This window comes from Paraconexibacter algicola, from assembly GCF_003044185.1.
In the GTDB taxonomy this organism is placed as follows: Bacteria; Actinomycetota; Thermoleophilia; order Solirubrobacterales; family Solirubrobacteraceae; genus Paraconexibacter; species Paraconexibacter algicola.
On sequence record NZ_PYYB01000001.1, the window covers coordinates 1,939,574 to 1,957,168 of the forward strand.

At 73.5% G+C, this 17,595-nt stretch carries 17 protein-coding genes; 5 read left to right on the forward strand and 12 right to left on the reverse strand.

Features of this window, described 5'->3' with window-relative positions; translation table 11 throughout:
- Positions 1–3: 3 nt before the first annotated feature.
- The 4 genes from C7Y72_RS09175 to C7Y72_RS09190 all read right to left on the reverse strand — a co-directional run bounded on the left by C7Y72_RS09175 (position 4) and on the right by C7Y72_RS09190 (position 5,043).
- A complete protein-coding gene (locus C7Y72_RS09175) occupies positions 4–2,193 on the reverse strand; it encodes a coiled-coil domain-containing protein (RefSeq protein WP_107568453.1) in 2,190 nt (729 codons plus the stop codon).
- Between the two features lie 65 nt (positions 2,194–2,258).
- Entirely contained in the window at positions 2,259–2,735 is a 477-nt protein-coding gene (locus tag C7Y72_RS09180) for a GNAT family N-acetyltransferase (protein WP_158276745.1), read from the reverse strand.
- Positions 2,732–3,196 carry a DUF4442 domain-containing protein gene (locus tag C7Y72_RS09185; protein ID WP_107568455.1) on the reverse strand — a complete coding sequence of 155 codons (465 nt, stop codon included), beginning with the start codon at positions 3,194–3,196 and terminating at the stop codon, positions 2,732–2,734. Before C7Y72_RS09185 ends, C7Y72_RS09180 begins: the two co-directional genes overlap by 4 nt.
- A 50-nt stretch (positions 3,197–3,246) precedes the next feature.
- Positions 3,247–5,043 (reverse strand): acetyl-CoA carboxylase biotin carboxylase subunit, encoded by a 1,797-nt coding sequence (locus C7Y72_RS09190; protein ID WP_107568456.1) that lies wholly within the window; start codon positions 5,041–5,043, stop codon positions 3,247–3,249.
- Between the two features lie 192 nt (positions 5,044–5,235).
- On the opposite strand from C7Y72_RS09190, the gene C7Y72_RS09195 reads away from it, so the two are divergent.
- Positions 5,236–5,676: a hypothetical protein gene (locus tag C7Y72_RS09195; protein WP_107568457.1), complete on the forward strand. Its 441-nt coding sequence runs from the start codon at positions 5,236–5,238 to the stop codon at positions 5,674–5,676.
- A gap of 534 nt (positions 5,677–6,210) precedes the next feature.
- Positions 6,211–7,113 carry a DUF559 domain-containing protein gene (locus C7Y72_RS09200; protein ID WP_107568458.1) on the forward strand — a complete coding sequence of 301 codons (903 nt, stop codon included), beginning with the start codon at positions 6,211–6,213 and terminating at the stop codon, positions 7,111–7,113.
- Positions 7,114–7,249: 136 nt separating this feature from the next.
- Here the strand turns inward: C7Y72_RS09200 and C7Y72_RS09205 are convergent, their stop codons facing one another.
- The 6 genes from C7Y72_RS09205 to C7Y72_RS09230 all read right to left on the reverse strand — a co-directional run bounded on the left by C7Y72_RS09205 (position 7,250) and on the right by C7Y72_RS09230 (position 13,190).
- Positions 7,250–8,563 (reverse strand): sulfate adenylyltransferase subunit 1, encoded by a 1,314-nt coding sequence (locus tag C7Y72_RS09205; protein ID WP_107569728.1) that lies wholly within the window; start codon positions 8,561–8,563, stop codon positions 7,250–7,252.
- A 21-nt stretch (positions 8,564–8,584) separates the two neighbouring features.
- Positions 8,585–9,511, reverse strand: a complete 927-nt coding sequence (gene cysD, locus C7Y72_RS09210; RefSeq protein WP_107568459.1) for a sulfate adenylyltransferase subunit CysD — start codon at positions 9,509–9,511, stop codon at positions 8,585–8,587.
- Positions 9,508–10,437, reverse strand: a complete 930-nt coding sequence (locus tag C7Y72_RS09215) for a sulfite exporter TauE/SafE family protein (RefSeq protein WP_233243783.1) — start codon at positions 10,435–10,437, stop codon at positions 9,508–9,510. Before C7Y72_RS09215 ends, cysD begins: the two co-directional genes overlap by 4 nt.
- Before the next feature lie 4 nt (positions 10,438–10,441).
- Positions 10,442–11,071, reverse strand: a complete 630-nt coding sequence (locus C7Y72_RS09220) for a phosphoadenylyl-sulfate reductase (RefSeq protein ID WP_158276746.1) — start codon at positions 11,069–11,071, stop codon at positions 10,442–10,444.
- A complete protein-coding gene (locus C7Y72_RS09225; protein ID WP_107568461.1) occupies positions 11,059–12,900 on the reverse strand; it encodes a nitrite/sulfite reductase in 1,842 nt (613 codons plus the stop codon). The genes C7Y72_RS09220 and C7Y72_RS09225 overlap by 13 nt, the downstream gene beginning before the upstream one ends.
- 95 nt (positions 12,901–12,995) lie before the next feature.
- The gene (locus tag C7Y72_RS09230) at positions 12,996–13,190 is read right to left on the reverse strand and encodes a hypothetical protein (RefSeq protein WP_107568462.1); all 195 of its coding nucleotides are present in this window, start codon (positions 13,188–13,190) and stop codon (positions 12,996–12,998) included.
- An 88-nt stretch (positions 13,191–13,278) separates the two neighbouring features.
- On the opposite strand from C7Y72_RS09230, the gene C7Y72_RS09235 reads away from it, so the two are divergent.
- A complete protein-coding gene (locus C7Y72_RS09235; RefSeq protein WP_107568463.1) occupies positions 13,279–14,361 on the forward strand; it encodes a FlgD immunoglobulin-like domain containing protein in 1,083 nt (360 codons plus the stop codon).
- A 21-nt stretch (positions 14,362–14,382) separates the two neighbouring features.
- Here the strand turns inward: C7Y72_RS09235 and C7Y72_RS09240 are convergent, their stop codons facing one another.
- Positions 14,383–15,354 carry an ornithine cyclodeaminase family protein gene (locus C7Y72_RS09240; protein WP_158276747.1) on the reverse strand — a complete coding sequence of 324 codons (972 nt, stop codon included), beginning with the start codon at positions 15,352–15,354 and terminating at the stop codon, positions 14,383–14,385.
- A 42-nt stretch (positions 15,355–15,396) separates the two neighbouring features.
- The gene (locus tag C7Y72_RS09245) at positions 15,397–16,038 is read right to left on the reverse strand and encodes an RDD family protein (protein ID WP_158276748.1); all 642 of its coding nucleotides are present in this window, start codon (positions 16,036–16,038) and stop codon (positions 15,397–15,399) included.
- A 48-nt stretch (positions 16,039–16,086) separates the two neighbouring features.
- Here C7Y72_RS09245 and C7Y72_RS09250 point away from each other — a divergent pair, with 48 nt between their 5' ends.
- Both C7Y72_RS09250 and C7Y72_RS09255 read left to right on the forward strand, forming a co-directional pair.
- Positions 16,087–16,851, forward strand: a complete 765-nt coding sequence (locus tag C7Y72_RS09250; RefSeq protein ID WP_146175307.1) for a class I SAM-dependent methyltransferase — start codon at positions 16,087–16,089, stop codon at positions 16,849–16,851.
- A gap of 38 nt (positions 16,852–16,889) precedes the next feature.
- Positions 16,890–17,567 (forward strand): Bax inhibitor-1/YccA family protein, encoded by a 678-nt coding sequence (locus C7Y72_RS09255; RefSeq protein WP_107568467.1) that lies wholly within the window; start codon positions 16,890–16,892, stop codon positions 17,565–17,567.
- The last annotated feature ends 28 nt before the right edge of the window (positions 17,568–17,595 follow it).

Below are 17,595 nucleotides of genomic sequence, written 5' to 3' on the forward strand. Positions count from 1 at the left end.
GGTCTAGGCCGGATCGCCGGGGCCGGCGGCGCGGACCTGGCGCTTGAGGCGCTCGATCCGCGCGGCGAGCTCATCCAATGACGCCGCGGAGCCGCTGTCGGCCGCTTCGGCCCTGGGGCTCGCGGTCGCCGTGCGCGGGCCGGGCTGCGCGCCGGGCGCGGAAGGCTCCACGTGCGGCGCCGGACCGACGAGCCCGCCTGCGTCGGGACGACCCATGACGGGACCGTGCTCGGCGCCGACCAGCGGGACGGCGACGGCTGCGGAGCCCGCGTCGGTCGGGGTCGGTGGGGTCGTGGTCGCGGCCACCTGCCGCACCGCGGTCAGCTGCCCGCGCAGGTCCCCGGCGATGACGCTGACGCGACGCAGCAGCACGTCGCGGCGCTCGATCTCCTGCTCGAGGTCGTCGCAGCGCTGCCGGCTCTCGTCGGCCGCGCGGCGCGACGCCTCGATCTCTCCGCGCAGCTGCTCGGTGAGGCGCCGGATCGTGTCCCGGTCGGTCTCGGCGGCGATACGGGCGCGCTCCTCGCTGCCCACCTGCTGCTCGAGCTCGTGGACGCGCCGCTGCAGCCGCGAGCGCTCGCGGTCGAGCTCGGTGCGCAGTCCCGCGGTGGTGTCGCGCAGCTCGATGCGCAGCGTCTCGATCCGGGCCTGCAGGTCGGTCTGGAGCTGCGTGCGCAGCTCGCGCTCGGCGGCCAGGGCGGCGGCGCTCTGCGTCTCGATCGCGACGATCTGCTGCTCGAGCTCCTGGCGACGCTGCGCGTGCGCGCTGCGCTCGGCCTCGAGCGCCTGGCGGCCCTGCTGCTCGGCGGCGCGCAGCCGCTCCTCGAACGCGGTGCGCTCGAGCTGCAGCCGGGCGTCCGCGGCGCCGCGCTGGACCCGCTCGCGCTCGAGCTCCTGCTGGGAGGCGGCGATGCCGACCTGGGCCTCGGCGAGCTGTCGCTGCGCGCTGACGAGCGCGTCCTGCTGCGCCCGGGCCTCCGCGCGCAGCCGGTCGAGCTCCTCCTGCCGGACGCGGACCCCGTCCTCGGCCCGGGCGACCCGGGCGTCCGCCTCCTCGGCGCGCCGGACCGCCTCGATCCGCGCGGCGACCGCGTCGCGCAGCTCACCGGTCCGGGCGAGGTCGGCGGACCGCTGCTGGCCGGCGAGCCGCTCCCGGTCCGCGCGCTCGGCCGCGAGCAGGGCCCGCGCACCGTCGAGCTCCCGCTCGAGCGCCGCGATCCGCGCGTCGCGCTCGGCCACGACGCGCTGCGCCTCGACGGTCGCCCGGTCACGCTCGGCGGCGGCCCGGTCACGCTCGGCGGTCGCCTGCCGCGCGGCCTCGTCGGCCCGGGTGCGGTCGCCCTCCGCGCGCTCGGCGCGCGCGGTCAGGTCGGCCGCGAGCGTCTCGAGCGCGTCGAGCTGCGCGGCGACCCGCTCGGTCTCCTGCGCGAACCGGGAGGCCGTCGCGGCGCTCTGCGCGCGGTGCTCGTCGAGGTCCGCCGCATGACGGGCCCGCAGCTCGTCGATCTGCGCGGTCAGGCCGGCGACGCGCTCGTCGCTGCCGGCCTCGAGCTCCTCGCGCGTCGTCTCGTGCGCTGCGCGCTCGGCCTCCAGCTGCGCTGCGGCCTCGACCGCGGCGGCGTGGGCCTGGGCCTTCCGCGCTTCGAGCTCGGCGGCGATCGCGACCGCGGCCTCGCGCTCGGCCTCGAGCTGCCCGACGAGCTCGCGGACGGTCTCCTCGCGGTCGGCGCGCTCGTGCTCGAGCTCGGTGGTCGTCGCGTCGAGGTCGGCGAGGACCGTCTCGATGTCCGCCGTCAGCTCCCGCACGCGCTGCTCGAGCTCCACCGTCCGGGCCTGCTCGGCCTCGAGCTCGTCGACGACGCGCTCGTGCTGGGTGCGGAGCCCGTCGAGCTCGGCGTCGCGGTCCGCGCGCAGCCGCTCGATCTCGGCGAGGTGCTCGTGGCGCTCGCCGTCGACCTCGGCGCGCAGCGCCGCCACCGCGGCGCGGGCGGCGGTGACCTGCGCCGTCACGTCGTCGACGTCGCTCGCGGGCGGGGACGCCGCGGACGCCGCACGTGCCGTGGGCGGTGGGGCGGGAGCGGCCGGCGCGCCGCCGCCGATCAGCTGCTCGGCCCGCGCCCGCAGCTGCTGCAGGCGCGCCAGGGAGGCGTCGACCGACGGCGGGGGCGACGAGACGTGATCGGTCGAGGGCATCGCGGGCACGAGCGTATCTGCCGAGCAGGACATTCGGCGTACAGCCCGACGCCCGTTCGAGGAGCTCAGGGGTCGAGATGCACGCGCATGTAGAGGTCGCGCGCCGTCGAGCCCACCGAGCTGGCCCGGAACCCGAACGACTCGTAGAGCGCGATCGCGGCCGGGTTCTCCTCGTTGACGTCGAGCTCCATCCGTCGCGCGCCGCGCTCACGCGCCCGCGCCATCGCTGCCGCGAGCATCGCCCGACCGACCCCGTGCCCGCGAGCGCTGTCGCGGACGAACACGTCCTCGACGAGGCAGTCGTACCCCGCCCGCCAGATCCCGTAGCGGAACCGCAGCTGCACGACGCCGCACGCGTCTCCCGTCGGGTCCGTGTAGCCGAGGACGTACTCGGTCTCGGGGTCGTCGAGGAGGTGCCGCACGCCACGGTGGAAGACCTCGTCCGGGGGGAAGTCCATGCCGAAGTGGTCGCGGAACGCGACCAGCAGCTCGGCGACCGCGGCGGCGTCCTGCGTCCCGGCGAGGCGCGCGGTCGCGCTCACGCCGAGGTCTCCGCGGGCGCGGTCCGCCGCACGTACCAGTGCACCGTGACGCGCCCGACCTCGACGCCCGCCTCGTCGTGCAGCTCGACGCCGACCTCGAACCGCGCCTTGCCATCGGTGTCCAGCGCGGCGAGGACCTCGTCGACCGGCGTGCGCAGCGCCGCGCTCGCGATGATCGGTCCGCGCGCGATCTTCAGGTAGGCGATCTCCGCGCGTTCCGCCAGCGGCGTGAGCGTCGCGAGGTGCTCGGCGAACGCGCCGAGGAACGCGCCGCCCGACGCGGCCTCCGCGACGGTGAAGAGCGCGCCCGCGTGCTGCGAGCCCACGTGGTTCTTCAGCTCGTCGGCGTCGGGCAGCACCGCGACGGCGGTGCCGGGCGCGATCTCGCGGATCGCGATCCCGATGTGGTGGGCGAACGGGATCATCCGCTCATACCCGGCGGCCAGGGCGACGTAGTCCATGGCCGCCAACCTACTGCGAGCGCGGGGCACGGGGCCCCGCGCGAGACCGACTACTCGGCCGCGGGCTCCGCGGGCGCGCTGGTGATGTCGGCGATCGGCGCGCCGGCGGTGATCGGGTCGCCCTCGGCGATGTGGAGCTTGGAGACGGTGCCCGCCTTGTGGGCGACGATCTCGTTCTCCATCTTCATCGCCTCGATGATGCAGACGAGCTGGCCCTCCTCCACCGTGTCGCCCTCGGCGACGACGATCTTCCACATGTTCCCCTGCATCGGGGAGTCGAGCCGGTCGGCGCCACCGCCGCCGCCCTTGGAGGCGCGCTTCTCGCGCTTCTTCGGGCCGGCGGCCCCGGGCGCGGCGGCCGGCGCGGCACCGTACGCGGGGGCGTCGCCGAACACCTTCACGTCGAAGCGCTTGCCGCCGACCTCGACGACGTAGTCGCTCTGGACCTTGTCCTCGTCGTCGGACTCGTAGCGCTCGCCCGAGTCCTCCGCGGTGGACTTGAGCCAGTCCTGGTCCTCGACGAGGTCCTTGCAGATCGAGCCCTTGGCCCAGTCCTCGGTGGACAGGAGCGCCTTGTGGAACGGGATCAGGGTCTCGAGGCCCTCGATCTCGTACTCCTCCAGCGCGCGGATCATGCGGGCCGTGGCCTGCTCGCGATCGGCGTCCCAGACGATGAGCTTGGCGACCATCGGGTCGTACATCGGCGAGACCTCGCCGAACGCCTGCACGCCGGAGTCGACGCGCACACCGGGGCCGGTCGGCTCCTTGTAGTTGCCGATCGGGCCGGGGGCGGGAGCGAAGTTGCGCGGGGCGGACTCGGCGTTGATGCGGCACTCGATCGCGTGCCCGCGCAGCTCGATGTCCTCCTGCTGGTAGTCGAGCGGCAGGCCGGCGGCGGCCTTGATGCCCTGCTTGACGATGTCGATGCCCGTCGTCATCTCGGTCACGCAGTGCTCGACCTGGACGCGGGTGTTCATCTCCAGGAAGAAGTACTCGTCGCCCTGGAGCATGCCCTCGATCGTGCCCGCGCCGACGTAGTTGACGGCCTTCGCGGCGTCGATGCCGATCTTGCCGATCCGCTCGCGCATCTCCTCGTCGACGACCCACGACGGGGCGGGGGACTCCTCGATGAGCTTCTGGTGGCGGCGCTGGATGGAGCAGTCGCGCTCGCCGAGGTGGATGACGTTGCCGTGCGTGTCGGCGAGGATCTGGACCTCGACGTGGCGGGGCTCGGGCAGGTAGCGCTCGAGGTACACGGTGCCGTCGGAGAAGAACTTCTCGCCCTCGCGGCTCGCGCCCTCGTAGGCGTCCTTGAGCTTGTCCTCGGTCAGCGCGACGCGGAAGCCCTTGCCGCCGCCGCCGGAGGCCGCCTTGACGGCGACCGGGTAGCCGATCTCGTCGCGGGCGATGCGGACGGCGTCCTCGTAGGTCTCGACGGCCTCGGTGGTGCCGGGGACGATCGGGACGCCCGCCTTCTGCATCAGCTCGCGGGCCTTGGTCTTGGAGCCCATGGCGTCGATCGCGGACGCGGGCGGGCCGATGAAGACGATGCCGGCGTCCTCGCAGGCCTTCGCGAACGGCGCGTTCTCGGACAGGAAGCCGTAGCCGGGGTGGATGGCCTCGGCGCCGCACTCCTTGGCGACCTCGATGATCTTGTCGACCTTGAGGTAGTTCTCGGACGCGGGACCGTCGCCGATGAAGTACGCCTCGTCCGCCTTGGTGGGGTGCAGCGCGTTGCGGTCGGTCTCGGAATAGACGGCGACGGACGTGATGCCCATCTCCTTGCACGCGCGGAAGACGCGGATCGCGATCTCGCCGCGGTTGGCCACCAGGATCTTCGAGAACATAGGGGCCGGAATCTACTTCAAGGCGGGCGTCGGGCGACGTCTGGCGGGCCTGGGGACCCGACGCGTGTCCGGGCGGGGTGTGCGGGGCGCGGCGCGGGGGTAGGGCAGGCGCCCAGGGCGGCTCGTCGGCCGCCGCGCACGGGAGTACGCTCCTGGCGCCCATCCGCTCAAGCCTCCAAGGAGGACCCGTTCGTGGACGCATCCCAGCTCAGCACCGGTGCAAAGGTCGCCGGTGGTGCCGGTCTCGCGCTGCTCATCATCATGTTCCTGCCGTGGTACGAGGTGTCGGCATCGTTCGGCAACATCTCGGCCTCGGACAGCGGGAACGCGTGGCAGGTGTTCAGCTTCATCGACATCGTCCTGTTCATCACCGGCGTCGTCGCGGTCGGCGTGGCCGTCGCCGCCGCGCAGAACAAGCTCGGCGCCCTCCCGGTGCCCGCGGGCCAGCTCGTCCTGGGCCTCGGGGCCCTCGCGACGCTGCTCGTGCTGTTCCGCATCCTCAGCGTGCCGGACGGGGACATCCCCGACGGCCTCGACGACGGGATCGACATCGGTCGCAAGATCGGCGTCTTCCTCGGCTTCTTCGCCTCCGCGGCCATCGCGTACGCGGGCACCCTGCTCGCGAAGAAGTAGGTCCCGGACCGTCGCGTCGCGCCCGGTGCGCGACGCGACATCGGGCGTGGCATCCGCGGCCGGGTCCGTGCCCCGCCGCGGGCGCGGCGCCCGGGCGTCCCGCTCGGTCGCCACGTCGCGCCGCCGCCGGCTCGCCTGGGCGTCCCGCCGCGGGCGCATCGGCGCGGGCGCGTCGCCGCGGCCGTTTCGCCCGGCGGCCTCGCCCCAGCGCTCCGCCGCGGGCGCATCGTCGCGCCGCTCCGCCCGTTTTGGGTGATCTGGAGGCCAGATATGGACTCCGCCTCACCCAGTTCGGCGTTGGCGCGGCGACCGCGGCCGCAGTCCGCGCGTTCTGGGTGATCTGGGTGCCGGATATGGGCTCGGCCTCACCCAGTTCGGCGTGGGCCGGGGTGGCCGCGACAGCGTCCGGGTCGTCCGTGACGCTCGAACCGTCTGTTGCGCGCGGGCGCAGGTTCGCGTCGGGCGGCACGCGATCCAGCACTGCTTCGGTGACAGCGGGCGGCTCCCGCGCGCGCCCGGGTGATCGTCCTGCGCATGGTCACCTTCCCTCTCCACATCTGGGAGCTCGTGCTGGCCCAGTCCGGGGTCGTCACCGCCGCCCAGCTGCGCGCCGGCGGCGTCGCGCTCGCCGACGTCCGCCGTGCCCGCCGCGCCGGGCTGCTGCGTCCGCTGCACGGAGGGACCGGCGTGTACGCCACCTTCCCCGAGGGCCTCGCGCCGCCCGACGCGGCGCTGCGCGCCGCGGTCCTCGCCTGCGGCCCGGACGTCGTGCTCTCCCACCAGACCGCGGCCGCACGCTGGCAGCTCGTGGCCCACGGACCCCCGGGGCTCATCGAGCTCGCCTCGCGCCGGGAGCTGACGCCGCCCGAGGGCATCTGGATCCACCGATCGCGGCTACGCGCGGCCGAGGTCGTGCCGCTCGACGGCTTCGCGATCACGACGGTCGAGCGGACGCTGCTCGACATCGCGATCAGGTTCGCGCCCGCCGCGCTGGACCGGGCGCTGCGCGAGGCCGAGTTCCACCACGGCACGCGGCCGGAGGATCTCGCCGCCGTCCTGCGCCGTGGTCACCGGGGCAGCGCGAGGCTCCGGGCGGCGATCGAGCGGCACGTCCCCGGATGGGGGGAGATGCGCAGCCGGCTCGAGCGGCGGTTCCGCAGCCTGCTGGTCCGCCACGGGATCCCGCTCCCACGGCGCAACGTGACCCTCGGACCGTGGATCGTCGACTGCCTCTGGCCGGAGCTCGGCGTCGTCGTCGAGCTCGACGGGCGTCAGCACGCGCGCCCCGGGCAGGCGGCGGTCGACGCCCGGCGGGACCTGTGGCTGCGCGCCAACGGCTACGTCGTCCTGCGGTACACGTGGCAGCAGGTGACCGAGGACTCGGACGCGGTCGTCGCCGATCTCCTCGCGGCGCTCGGCGCCCGGCGTTCTGGGTGATCCGAGACCCACATCTGGCCCTGCGACCACCCAGTTCGCGCGTTGCGGGAGGCGCGCCCGTTCACTCGGGGGCGCGTGGCCTCGCCGCGCCGCGCCGCGCCGCGCCGCCCGCCCGCGCGCCCGCGCGGCGGCCGCCTCAGGCGATCATGCCCGCGGCGACGGTGTCGTTCGTGCCCTCGTCGATGAGGATGAACGCGCCGGTCGCGCGGTTGACGGCGTAGGGGTCGACCGCGAGCTCGCGCGAGACGCGCAGGCGGACGCGGCCGATGTCGTTGAGCGCGAGCTCCAGCTGCGGCACGTCGGCGAACTCGTCGTCCGGATCCGCCGCGGCCGCGCCGCGCGACTCGAGCGTCTCGACGTCGACGACCGATTCGATCGCGTCGACGATGACCCGCGCGGACGCGGTCGTGTGCTTGATCGCCAGGCGGGCACCGGGACGCAGCGGCTGCTCGCCCATCCAGCAGACGTCGGCCTCGAGCGTCCGCGCCACCGTGGGCAGCGAGGAGGAGTGCACGATCATGTCGCCGCGCGACACGTCGCGCTCCTCGGCGAGGCGGATCGTCACGGACATGCCGGCGAACGCCTCGTCCAGCGGCCCGTCGTAGGTCTCGACCGCGGCGATCGTCGTCGTGGCACCCGACGGCAGGATCGTCACCTCGTCGCCGGCCCGGAACACGCCGGAGGCGACCTGACCCGCGTAGCCGCGGTAGTCGCTGCCGCCGTCGCGGATCACCCACTGCACGGGAAAGCGCGCGTCGGCGAGGTTGCGGTCCTCGTCGAGCGACACCGTCTCGAGGTGCTCGAGCAGCGGCGGGCCCGTGTACCAGTCGGTGCGCTCGGAGCGGTCGACGACGTTGTCGCCGAGCAGCGCGCTGATCGGGATGAACGTCGTCTCGCGCACCCCGTGCAGCCGCGAGGCGAGCTCGGTGAAGTCGCGCACGATGCCGTCGAAGACCTCCTCGCGCCACTCGACGAGGTCCATCTTGTTCACGGCGACGACGAGGTGCGGGATGCCGAGCAGCGCGCTCAGGTACGCGTGGCGCTTCGTCTGCTCGATGACGCCCTTGCGCGCGTCGATCAGCACGATCGCGAGGTCGGCCGTCGACGCGCCCGTGACCATGTTGCGCGTGTACTGCACGTGCCCGGGCGTGTCGGCGAGGATGAACGTGCGGCGCGCCGTGGCGAAGTACCGGTAGGCGACGTCGATCGTGATCCCCTGCTCGCGCTCTGCGCGCAGGCCGTCGGTCAGCAGCGACAGGTCCGGCACGTCGGAGCCGCGCTTGCGCGACACCTCCTCGACGTGCTCGAGCTGGTCGGCGAGCACCGCCTTGGAGTCGTAGAGCAGCCGCCCGATCAGGGTGGACTTGCCGTCGTCGACGGAGCCGGCGGTCGCCAGGCGCAGGAGGCCGGCGTTCGCGAGGTCGGTCTGGGAGGGGGGAGGGGCGGTCATCACGGCGGTCTCGGTCTCGGTCTAGAAGTAGCCGGCGATCTTGCGGTCTTCCATCGCGGCCTCGGACACCTTGTCGTCGGCGCGCGTCTCGCCGCGCTCGGTCACCCGGGTGGAGGCGATCTCCGCGACGACGGCCTCGAGCTCGCTCGCGGTCGAGCGCACGGCGCCGGTGCAGCTCATGTCGCCGACGGTCCGGTAGCGCACGGACTCCACGAACGGGGTCTCGCCGTCCATCAGCTCGACGAAGTCGCTGACCGCGTAGAGCATGCCGTCACGGGCGAAGACCTCGCGCTCGTGCGCGAAGTAGATCGACGGGATCTCGAGGTTCTCCTGGGCGATGTACTCCCAGACGTCCAGCTCGGTCCAGTTGCTGATCGGGAAGACGCGGACGTTCTCGCCGCGGCGGATGCGGCCGTTGTAGAGGTTCCAGAGCTCGGGGCGCTGGCGCTTGGGGTCCCAGCCGCCGAAGTCGTCGCGGAAGCTGAAGATGCGCTCCTTCGCGCGGGCGCGCTCCTCGTCGCGGCGGGCACCGCCGAACGCGGCGTCGAACCCGTGCTCGGCGATCGCGTCGAGCAGCGCCGTCGTCTGCAGCCGGTTGCGGGACGCGCGCGGGCCGGTCTCCTCGGTGACGCGGCCCTTGTCGATCGCCTCCTGCACGGACGCGACGACGAGCCGGACGCCGAGCTCCTCCACGCGGCGGTCCCGGAACTCCATGACCTCCGGGAAGTTGTGCCCGGTGTCGACGTGCATGACCGGGAACGGGATCGGCGCGGGCCGGAACGCCTTCTCGGCGAGGCGCAGCAGCACGATCGAGTCCTTGCCGCCGCTGAACAGCAGCACCGGGTTCTCGAACTCGGCGGCGACCTCGCGCATCACGTGGATCGCCTCGGCCTCGAGGGCCTGCAGGTGGGTGAGCTCGCGGTTGCGGGCGTCGACGGGCGGTGTCATGCGGGTGCGACCTCCGATGAGGGGCGGGGTGCGGACGAGGAGCGGTGGCGCTGCAGCGCGTACGCGGCGGCGCCGACGAGGAGCGGGGGACCGACGATGCCCCACGCGGGCAGGTCCAGGCCGGCCTTCGTGGCGACGCCGAGCGCGCTGGCCAGGAGCACGCAGCCGAGCGCGGGCCGCAGGCCGGCGGCCGGGACGCGCGGCAGCAGCGCGGTGCCGATCCAGACGCCCGGCAGCGAGCCGAGCAGGATCGTGCCCATGAGCCCGAAGTCGACGTTGCCGCCGATCCAGTGGGCGATGCCGGCGCTCCAGAGCAGGATCGCGGCGTGGAAGACGTCGGTGCCGACGACGCGGTGCGGCGTCAGGCGGAAGATGAGGATCAGCGCGAGGCCGATGAGCGCGCCGGAGCCGACCGAGGTCAGGCCGACGATGAAGCCGAGCACGAAGCCCAGGCCGGCGGCCCCGGACTTCACGCGCTGCGTGAGCTCGACGGTCTCGCGCTCGCGCTCGGCGAGCTTCGGCATGAACAGCGCACGGCCGAGGATCGTGATCGCGACGATCACCAGGGCGACCGCGATCCCGGCGAGCAGCACGTCGTCGAAGCCGTCGCCGTAGCGGGCGTGCAGCTCCTCGACGACGAGGACCCCGAGGATCGAGCCGGGGACCGACCCGACCGCCAGCCACTTCGACACGCCGAGGTCGACGGTGCCCGACCGCCAGTGCTTCCAGCCGCCGACGGTCTTCGTGACCGCCCCGTACGCGAGGTCGGTGCCGATCGCGACGACGGGGTTGATGCCCGCGAAGAGGACGAGCAGCGGGGTCATCAGCGAGCCGCCGCCGATGCCGGTCAGGCCGACGAGGATGCCCACGCCGAGACCGAAGACGACGATGACGGGATCGATGCCGAGCATGGGCGGGGCGGCCACGTCCTCAGACGTGGAGGCCGCACTCCGTCTTGTCGGTGCCGGCCCAGCGGCCCTCGCGGCCGGAGCCGGGCTTCGTGCACGGCGCGCAGCCGATCGACGCGTAGTCCTGGTCGTGGAGCGGGTGGTACGGGATGCCCCGGTCCATGATCCGCGTCCACAGGTCCTTGTCGGTCCAGTGCGCGAGCGGGTTGTACTTGGGGATGCCGCCGCGCTTCTCGTCGGCCTCGACGAGCTCCGCGTCGGCGCGGGTCGGCGCCTGCTCGCGGCGGATGCCGGTGATCCAAGCGTCGGCGCCGGCGAGGGCGCGCTCGAGCGCGGCGACCTTCTGCGCGCCGCAGCAGTGCTCGGGGCCCGTCCAGGCGGGCGTGCCCTCGGGCGCCGAGGCGTCCTCGACGTGCACGGTGATGCCCCAGCGGTCCTCGAACGCCTTCCAGGTGGTCAGCGTCTCGGGGAAGAGCACGCCGGTGTCGATGGTGACGAAGCGCACGGCGTCGAGCGCGTCGAGGCGCGCGAGCTCGTCGACGATCACCGACTCCTCCTTCTGGAAGGAGGTGAGCAGGACCAGGCGGCCGTCGGCGTGACGCTCGACGGCCTCCTGCAGGACCCGCGTGGTGTCCTGCGTCAGACCGCGCACTCGCCCTCGCCCCGGACGACCTGGAACGGCACGTTCTTGGTCCAGTCCATGAACATGTTCATGGTGTCGAGGCCGAACTCGACGGGCATCGCGAGGTCGCGGATCTCGTCCTCGAAGCGCTTCGTGCCGACGCGGTCGGCGTAGGCGTTGAACGCCTCGCCGTCGTGGCGCTCGGCCTCGTACATGCGCACCCAACGCTCGACGGCGTCGGGGACGCGCTTGGACGGGATGCGGACCTTGAGCCGCTTGCCGTAGGCGACCTGGCCCTGCTCGTAGGTGCCGCCGACGTGCGGGATCGTCGCGGGGATCGTGTGCTCCCCGGCCTTGATCGAGGCGCCGTAGAAGCCGATGTTGGCGATGTGGTGCTGGCTGCAGCCGTTGGGGCAGCCGGACATCTTGATCTTGATGTCGCGGGTGAGCGGGTCGGTGATCCCCATCTCGACGACCTTCTCGTGCACGGCCTTGTTGAGGCCCATGGAGCTCGTGATGCCGAGCTTGCAGGAGTCGGTGCCGGGGCAGGAGACGACGTCCTCGATCGTGCGGACGCCCTTGTCGCCGACGCCGAGCTCGACGAGCTTGGTCCAGACCTCGTAGACGGACTCGTCGCGGACCCAGCGCAGCAGCAGGTTCTGCTGCACGGTCGTGCGGGCGAGGCCGCCGGAGTAGTCGCGCATGACCTGCGCGAGGCCGCGCCACTGGGCGGGGTCGAGGTCGCCGCGGGTGATCTTCACCTCGACGGCGCTGTAGCCCTCCTGCTTCTGGGCCTGCACGTTGTACTCGCGCCACGCCTCGAAGGCGGCGCGGTCGGCGTCGGTCGGCTGCGCGTACTCGCGGGCGGGATCGGCCTGGGGCGCGAGCGTGGCCTCGTCGACGTTGAAGTACTTCTCGTCGATCGAGAAGTCGCGCTGGGCGACCCAGTCGCCCTCGAGCTCGTCCTTGATCATCTGCGTGACCGCCTCGGCGCCGTCGCGGTCGACGAGCACCTTGATCCGCGCGCGGGCGCGGTTGACGCGCAGCCAGTCCTGGGCGTCGAAGATCCGGAAGACGGCCTCGGCGACCTTCAGGTACTCGCCGTCGTCGGCCGACGCGAACTCCCACAGCGTGGGCGCGACGCGCGGCATGATCGAGGTGCCGCCGCCGACGCGGATCTCGAAGCCCTTGACGCCGTCCTTGATCTTGGCGAGGAACGCGATGTCGTGGATGCCGGTGATCGAGCGGTCCTCCGACGGCGTGCCGTCGAACGCGGTCTTGATCTTGCGCGGCATCAGCTGCGTCGTGGGGTGGCGCACGAAGTAGCGGACGTAGGCGCCGACGTACGGGGTGGTGTCGAAGACCTCGCCCTCGGCGATGCCGGCCCACGGGTCGCCGGTGACGTTGCGCACGGTGTTGCCGCAGCCCTCGCGGGAGGAGAGGCCGGACGGCGAGATCTCGCGGATCAGCGCGGCCATCTTCATCAGCGGCACGTGGTGGATCTGGATGTTCTGCCGCGTGGTGATGTGCGCCTTGTTCAGCGGCGCGTACTTCTCGACGACGTTCGCGACGGTGTCCATCTGGTCGGGCGTCACGCCGCCGAAGGGCAGCTTGATCCGGCACATGTTCACGTCGGGCTGGCGCTGCCCGTAGACGCCCTGCTTCAGACGGAAGCCGATGAACTCCGGCTCGGGCGTGTGCCCGTCGAGGAACTTCGTGGCCTCGGTGTCGAAGTCGTCGAACTCGCGCTCGATGATCGGGATGATGTGGCCCGGGACGTCGAGGCGCTCGGGGTCCTTGAGCGAGCCGCGACCGGCGGCGTCGGCAGCGGTGTCCGTGGGGACCGAAGAAGGCTCCATCGGGCCAATGTAGCAAAACCCGATCGCACTTCAGGAATTAGGAAACCGGCATGAATGCTGGACATTCCCCACGGACAATGTGGGGAATCGCGGGGTCAGCGCAGCCAGGGATGGTCGGCGCCGGCGGGCAGGCCGACGCCCTCGAGCAGCGCCGCGCGCTGCCAGCCGGGCAGGCCGACGGGGGCCGGGGCGGCGGGCGGGGCGTTGTCGCGCAGGAACTGCTCCACGGCCGCGACGACCGCCGCGGCCTCGTGCTCGGTCGCGGGGCTGGTGATCTCGACTCGCGCCATGCGTGCATCCTGCCATGCGCGCGCGATCGGCACCGCCCCGGGCGCCGACGACTGGAAACCGGAGTGTCGGATGTGCGAGGGTCGCCGCGTGCTCCGACCCCGTCGCCTGCCCGTCCCCGTCCTCGCCGCCCTCGGCGTGCTCGCGCCCGGCGCGGCCGCCGCCGAGGCGCCCGTCGTGTTCACGAACACCGGCACCGACTGCCGCAACCTCGCGATCACGCTGCCGATCGACCCGGTCGCCGCGCGTGAGCTCGTGCCCGAGCGCTTCGCCTTCGCCGGCGAGGAGCCCGAGGGGTTCGTCGAGCTCGCCACCTGCCCCGAGGGGACGATCGACGGGGTCCGCCGTCCCGCCTACCGGATCGCCGAGGCCGCGGTGGTGATCCGCACGCCCGTCCCGCTCGACGACCCCGGCGGCACGATCACCCAGGACATCTACGCGATCTCGCAGCTCGACACCGATCCCGAGCTCTCGCGCCGCAAGGTCGACGTCGGCTTCCGCTCCGACCTCGTCGACATCGCCTTCGACCGCTCCGGGCCGCTCGGGACGCGCATCGACGCCCGGATCCCGTGGGCGTTCTCGCCGTACACGATGACCGCCGACCTCACCCCCGGAACGCCGCCGCTGCCCGGCGTCACCATCGTCACCCGGATCTGGGGGCTCGGACCGAAGGGCCTCGTGCTGACCCGCAACGACATCGAGCAGGTCCACGAGGGATCGGTCGCCTCCGGCACCGTGACGTTCGCCCCCGGCTCGCCGCTGTCGCGGCTGTTCGGCGGCACGACCCTGCGCGGCACCGGGATCTCCGGCCGCGGCACGTTCACGAACGTCACGCGGATCGTCGAGCCCGCGCCGGTCGCGTCGCCCGCTCCGGCCCCCGCCGTCCGGCCCCGGCTCGTCGTCCGCCGCGAGGGCCGCGCCTTGCGGATCGCCGTCCGGGACGCCGCCGGCCCGTTCCGGGCCACGGTGCGCCGCGGCGCCTCCGCGCGCGGCGGGCTGGTGCGGACGCTGCGCGGCGCGACCGCGGTGCGCTGGGACGGCCGCCGCGCCGACGGGCGCCGCGTGCCCGACGGGCGCTACACCGTCCGCGTGCGGCGCACGACCGGCGACCGCGCGCTCGTCGGCGCGCTCACGGTGCGCGTGGCGCGCGGCGCCGTGCGGCCGACGGGCTGAGGGCCGGGCGCCCGCCGCCTCTCAGAGCTCGATCGTCTGCGCCGACACCCGGCCCGCGCGCAGGGCGTCGAGTGCGGCCGCGGCGATCGCGAGGTCCTGGATCGCCAGGCCCGTGGAGTCGAACAGCGTCACCGCCTCCGGTCCGCGTCGTCCGGGCGCCTCGCCCGTGAGGACCGCGCCGAGGTCGGTGACCTGCTCGCGGGTGACCATGCCCGCCTCGACGGCCCCGGTGAGCTCGCCGCCGTGCGACGCCTGCGCCCACTCGTCGCAGAACAGCGCGCACGAGGCGACCGCGCCGATGCTCATCTCCGCCTTGCCGGGGCCGTCGGCCCCGAGCATGTTCAGGTGCAGGCCCGGTCGCAGGTTGCCGACGTCGAGCACGATCTCGTGCCCGGGCGTGACGCAGCAGAGCACGTCGCAGCGCAGCGCGTCCGCGGTGCTGCCGACCGTCCAGCGGTCGGCGCCGAGCTCGTCGGCGAGCGCCGCCGCCACGTCCGCGCGCGGGTCGACCAGCACGTTCCCGCCCCCGCCGCCGTACCCGTCGGCGACCAGGCACCGCGCCGCCCACGCGCCGTGCAGCCCGCAGCCGATGATCGCGACCGTCGCCGCCTCGGGCCGCGCGAGCGCCCGCGTGGCGACGGCCGCGACGGCGCCCGTGCGCAGCGCGGTGACCGCCCCGGCGTCGAGCAGCAGCAGCGGCTCGCTCGTGCGCGCGTCCGACACGCAGACGAGGCCCATCACGGTCGGCAGCGGCTCGGCGCGGTCCGGGTTGCCCGGGAACGACGAGATCCACTTGAGCATCGCGAGGTCCCCGCCGAGCGCGGGCATCGCGCGGAAGTCCCCGTACGGCGGGGACGGCAGGTAGACCTTCGACGGCATCGTCCACGCGCCGGCGTGGTGGCGCAGGAACGCCTCGCGGGTGTGGTGGATCGCGTCCGCGGCGCTGACGGCGGCCAGCACGGCGTCGCGGTTCAGGACGGGCAGGGCGGGCACGGCGCGCAGGCTGTCACACGCGACGGCGCCGCGGGGGGCCGCTCAGCCGTCGAGCCCGATGCGGCCGGCGAGGTCCTCGCGCTCGCCGTGGCCGGCCGGACGGCCCGGGGCGGGCGGTGGGGGTGGCAGCAGGCTGCCCGGGACCGGCGCGGCGAGGCGGTCGCCGCCGAAGGCGTCGACCTCGTCCTCGCCGTCGAGCACGACGCGGGTCGAGCAGACGAGGTCGTGGATGGCGCGCTGGTGGGGGTCCCACAGGGGCCACAGGAAGCTGAGGAGCAGCGGCACCGTGAAGAGCCCCAGCGCGCCCTTCGCCAGGGCCTCGCGCAGGAACGCGGTGCCGAGACCCACGGGCCGGCCGTCGTTGCGCACGACGCGGATGCCGACGATGCGACGGCCCGGCGTGCGGCCCCGCGTCAGGCCCAGCAGCAGCCACGGGTACAGGAAGGCGCTCGCGATCCCGACGCCGATCGCCCACGCCGCCCAGTACGGCGCGGTGGCGGTGGCGTCCGTGTCCTCGTAGCGGTACTCGCCCCAGTCGGTGACGAACCCGACGACCACCGCGACGGCGACGACCAGCAGCAGCTGGACGAGGAGGTCCAGCAGCAGCGCGCCCGCGCGCTGGCCCCACCGGGCCGCCGGCAGGGCGAAGGCGGCCGGGGCGGGACGCTCGGGAGCGACGGACACGCGCCGGATCGTACGCCCGCCCGCGGTGCCGCGGTAGGGTCCGGCCCCGTGCTGCCCTCCGCCACCCAGCGCATCCTCGACACGCTCCCCGACGGCGCGACCCTGCTCGACGTCGGCGGCTGGGCCGCCCCGTTCAACCGCGCCACGCACGTGCTCGACCTGATGCCCTACGAGACGCGCGGGGCGATGGGCAGCTACGGCCCGCGCGGCGAGCGCTTCACGCGCCGGACGTGGACGGTCCGGGACATCTGCGACCACCGGCCGTGGCCGTACGCGGACGACCAGTTCGACTTCGCGATCTGCGTCACGACGCTGGAGGACATCCGCGACCCGATCTGGGTCTGCCACGAGCTGAGCCGTGTCGCGAAGGCCGGCTACGTCGAGGTCCCCACGATCGAGGCGGAGCTGATCTTCAACGTCGAGGGCAACGGTCCCTGGCTCGGCCACGAGCACCACCGCTGGCTCTGCGACGTCGTCGACGGGGCGCTCCGGTTCACGCACAAGCCGCACTCGATCCACCACGACTGGACGCTGCGGGTCAACGACCGCTGGCGCGCGCGGATGGAGCTCGAGGACCACCTGCTCGGGCTGTTCTGGGAGGGCACGCTGCCCGCGTTCGAGCGGCCGCTGATCGGGGAGGACGACTACCAGCGCCTGTTCGCGGAGCTGCGCGAGCGGATCCGGCGGCGCTTCGAGCCGTCGGAGGCGGAGCTGCGGCTGAAGACGGCGCGCGATCTCGCGCGGCACGGCGCCGCGCTCGCGGCACAGCGACCGCGGCGGCTCGCCTCGCAGCTCATCGATCGTCTGCGGTAGGCGTCGGGCGCCCCGCGCCGGGGTACCATCGGCGCACCATGGACGACCAGCGCTCCGGATTCACGTACCCCGCCGAGTCGAGCTTCGGCCGCTCGCGCGTCGAGATCTCGACGGCCCAGCTGCTCGGGCAGGTGATGTTCCTCGTCGCGGTCGCGCTCGGCTTCGCCGTGCTCGGCACCTTCCTGGGTCGCGAGCTCGAGGTCGGCGCCGCCCGGATCTGCTCGTTCGCCGGCTTCGGCATGCTGCTGGTCTCCTCCTTCGGCGGGGAGCGCTTCCGCGTCGGGCCGCTCGCGATGGGCTGGCTGTTCGCGACCGCGCTGCTCATCGGGCTCGGGCTCGGCCCGGTCATCGGCTACTTCGCCGAGGTCGATCCGGCGCCGCTGACGCAGGCCGCCGGGGCGACGGCGCTCGTCGTCGCGGGCACGGGCTCGCTGGGCTTCGCGCTGTCGAAGGACCTGAAGTCGTGGATGCGGCCGCTGAGCTTCCTCGTCTTCGGCCTCGTGATCGTGTCGCTGCTGCTGATGCTCGCGGGCGGCGGGGGCAACCCGCTGATCTCGATCGCGATCGGGGCCGTCAGCGCGCTGCTGATCGTGGTCGACTTCAACTACCTGCGCAAGCACGGCACCGAGGACGACGCCGTGATGCTCGCCACGGGGATCTTCGTCTCGATCGTGAACATCTTCCTCGCGCTGCTGAACATCTTCGGCAACCGCTGATCGGCCGCAAAACGGCCCATCGATGGCC

What these genes read in the sequence shown, in the direction of transcription:
- C7Y72_RS09175 (WP_107568453.1), bottom strand. Translation starts at nt 2,193, where the DNA reads ATGCCCTCGACCGATCACGTCTCGTCGCCCCCGCCGTCGGTCGACGCC.
- C7Y72_RS09190 (WP_107568456.1), bottom strand. Translation starts at nt 5,043, where the DNA reads ATGTTCTCGAAGATCCTGGTGGCCAACCGCGGCGAGATCGCGATCCGC.
- C7Y72_RS09200 (WP_107568458.1), top strand. Translation starts at nt 6,211, where the DNA reads ATGGTCACCTTCCCTCTCCACATCTGGGAGCTCGTGCTGGCCCAGTCC.
- cysD (WP_107568459.1), bottom strand. Translation starts at nt 9,511, where the DNA reads ATGACACCGCCCGTCGACGCCCGCAACCGCGAGCTCACCCACCTGCAG.
- C7Y72_RS09185 (WP_107568455.1), bottom strand. Translation starts at nt 3,196, where the DNA reads ATGGACTACGTCGCCCTGGCCGCCGGGTATGAGCGGATGATCCCGTTC.
- C7Y72_RS09255 (WP_107568467.1), top strand. Translation starts at nt 16,890, where the DNA reads ATGGACGACCAGCGCTCCGGATTCACGTACCCCGCCGAGTCGAGCTTC.
- C7Y72_RS09205 (WP_107569728.1), bottom strand. Translation starts at nt 8,563, where the DNA reads ATGACCGCCCCTCCCCCCTCCCAGACCGACCTCGCGAACGCCGGCCTC.
- C7Y72_RS09230 (WP_107568462.1), bottom strand. Translation starts at nt 13,190, where the DNA reads ATGGCGCGAGTCGAGATCACCAGCCCCGCGACCGAGCACGAGGCCGCG.
- C7Y72_RS09225 (WP_107568461.1), bottom strand. Translation starts at nt 12,900, where the DNA reads ATGGAGCCTTCTTCGGTCCCCACGGACACCGCTGCCGACGCCGCCGGT.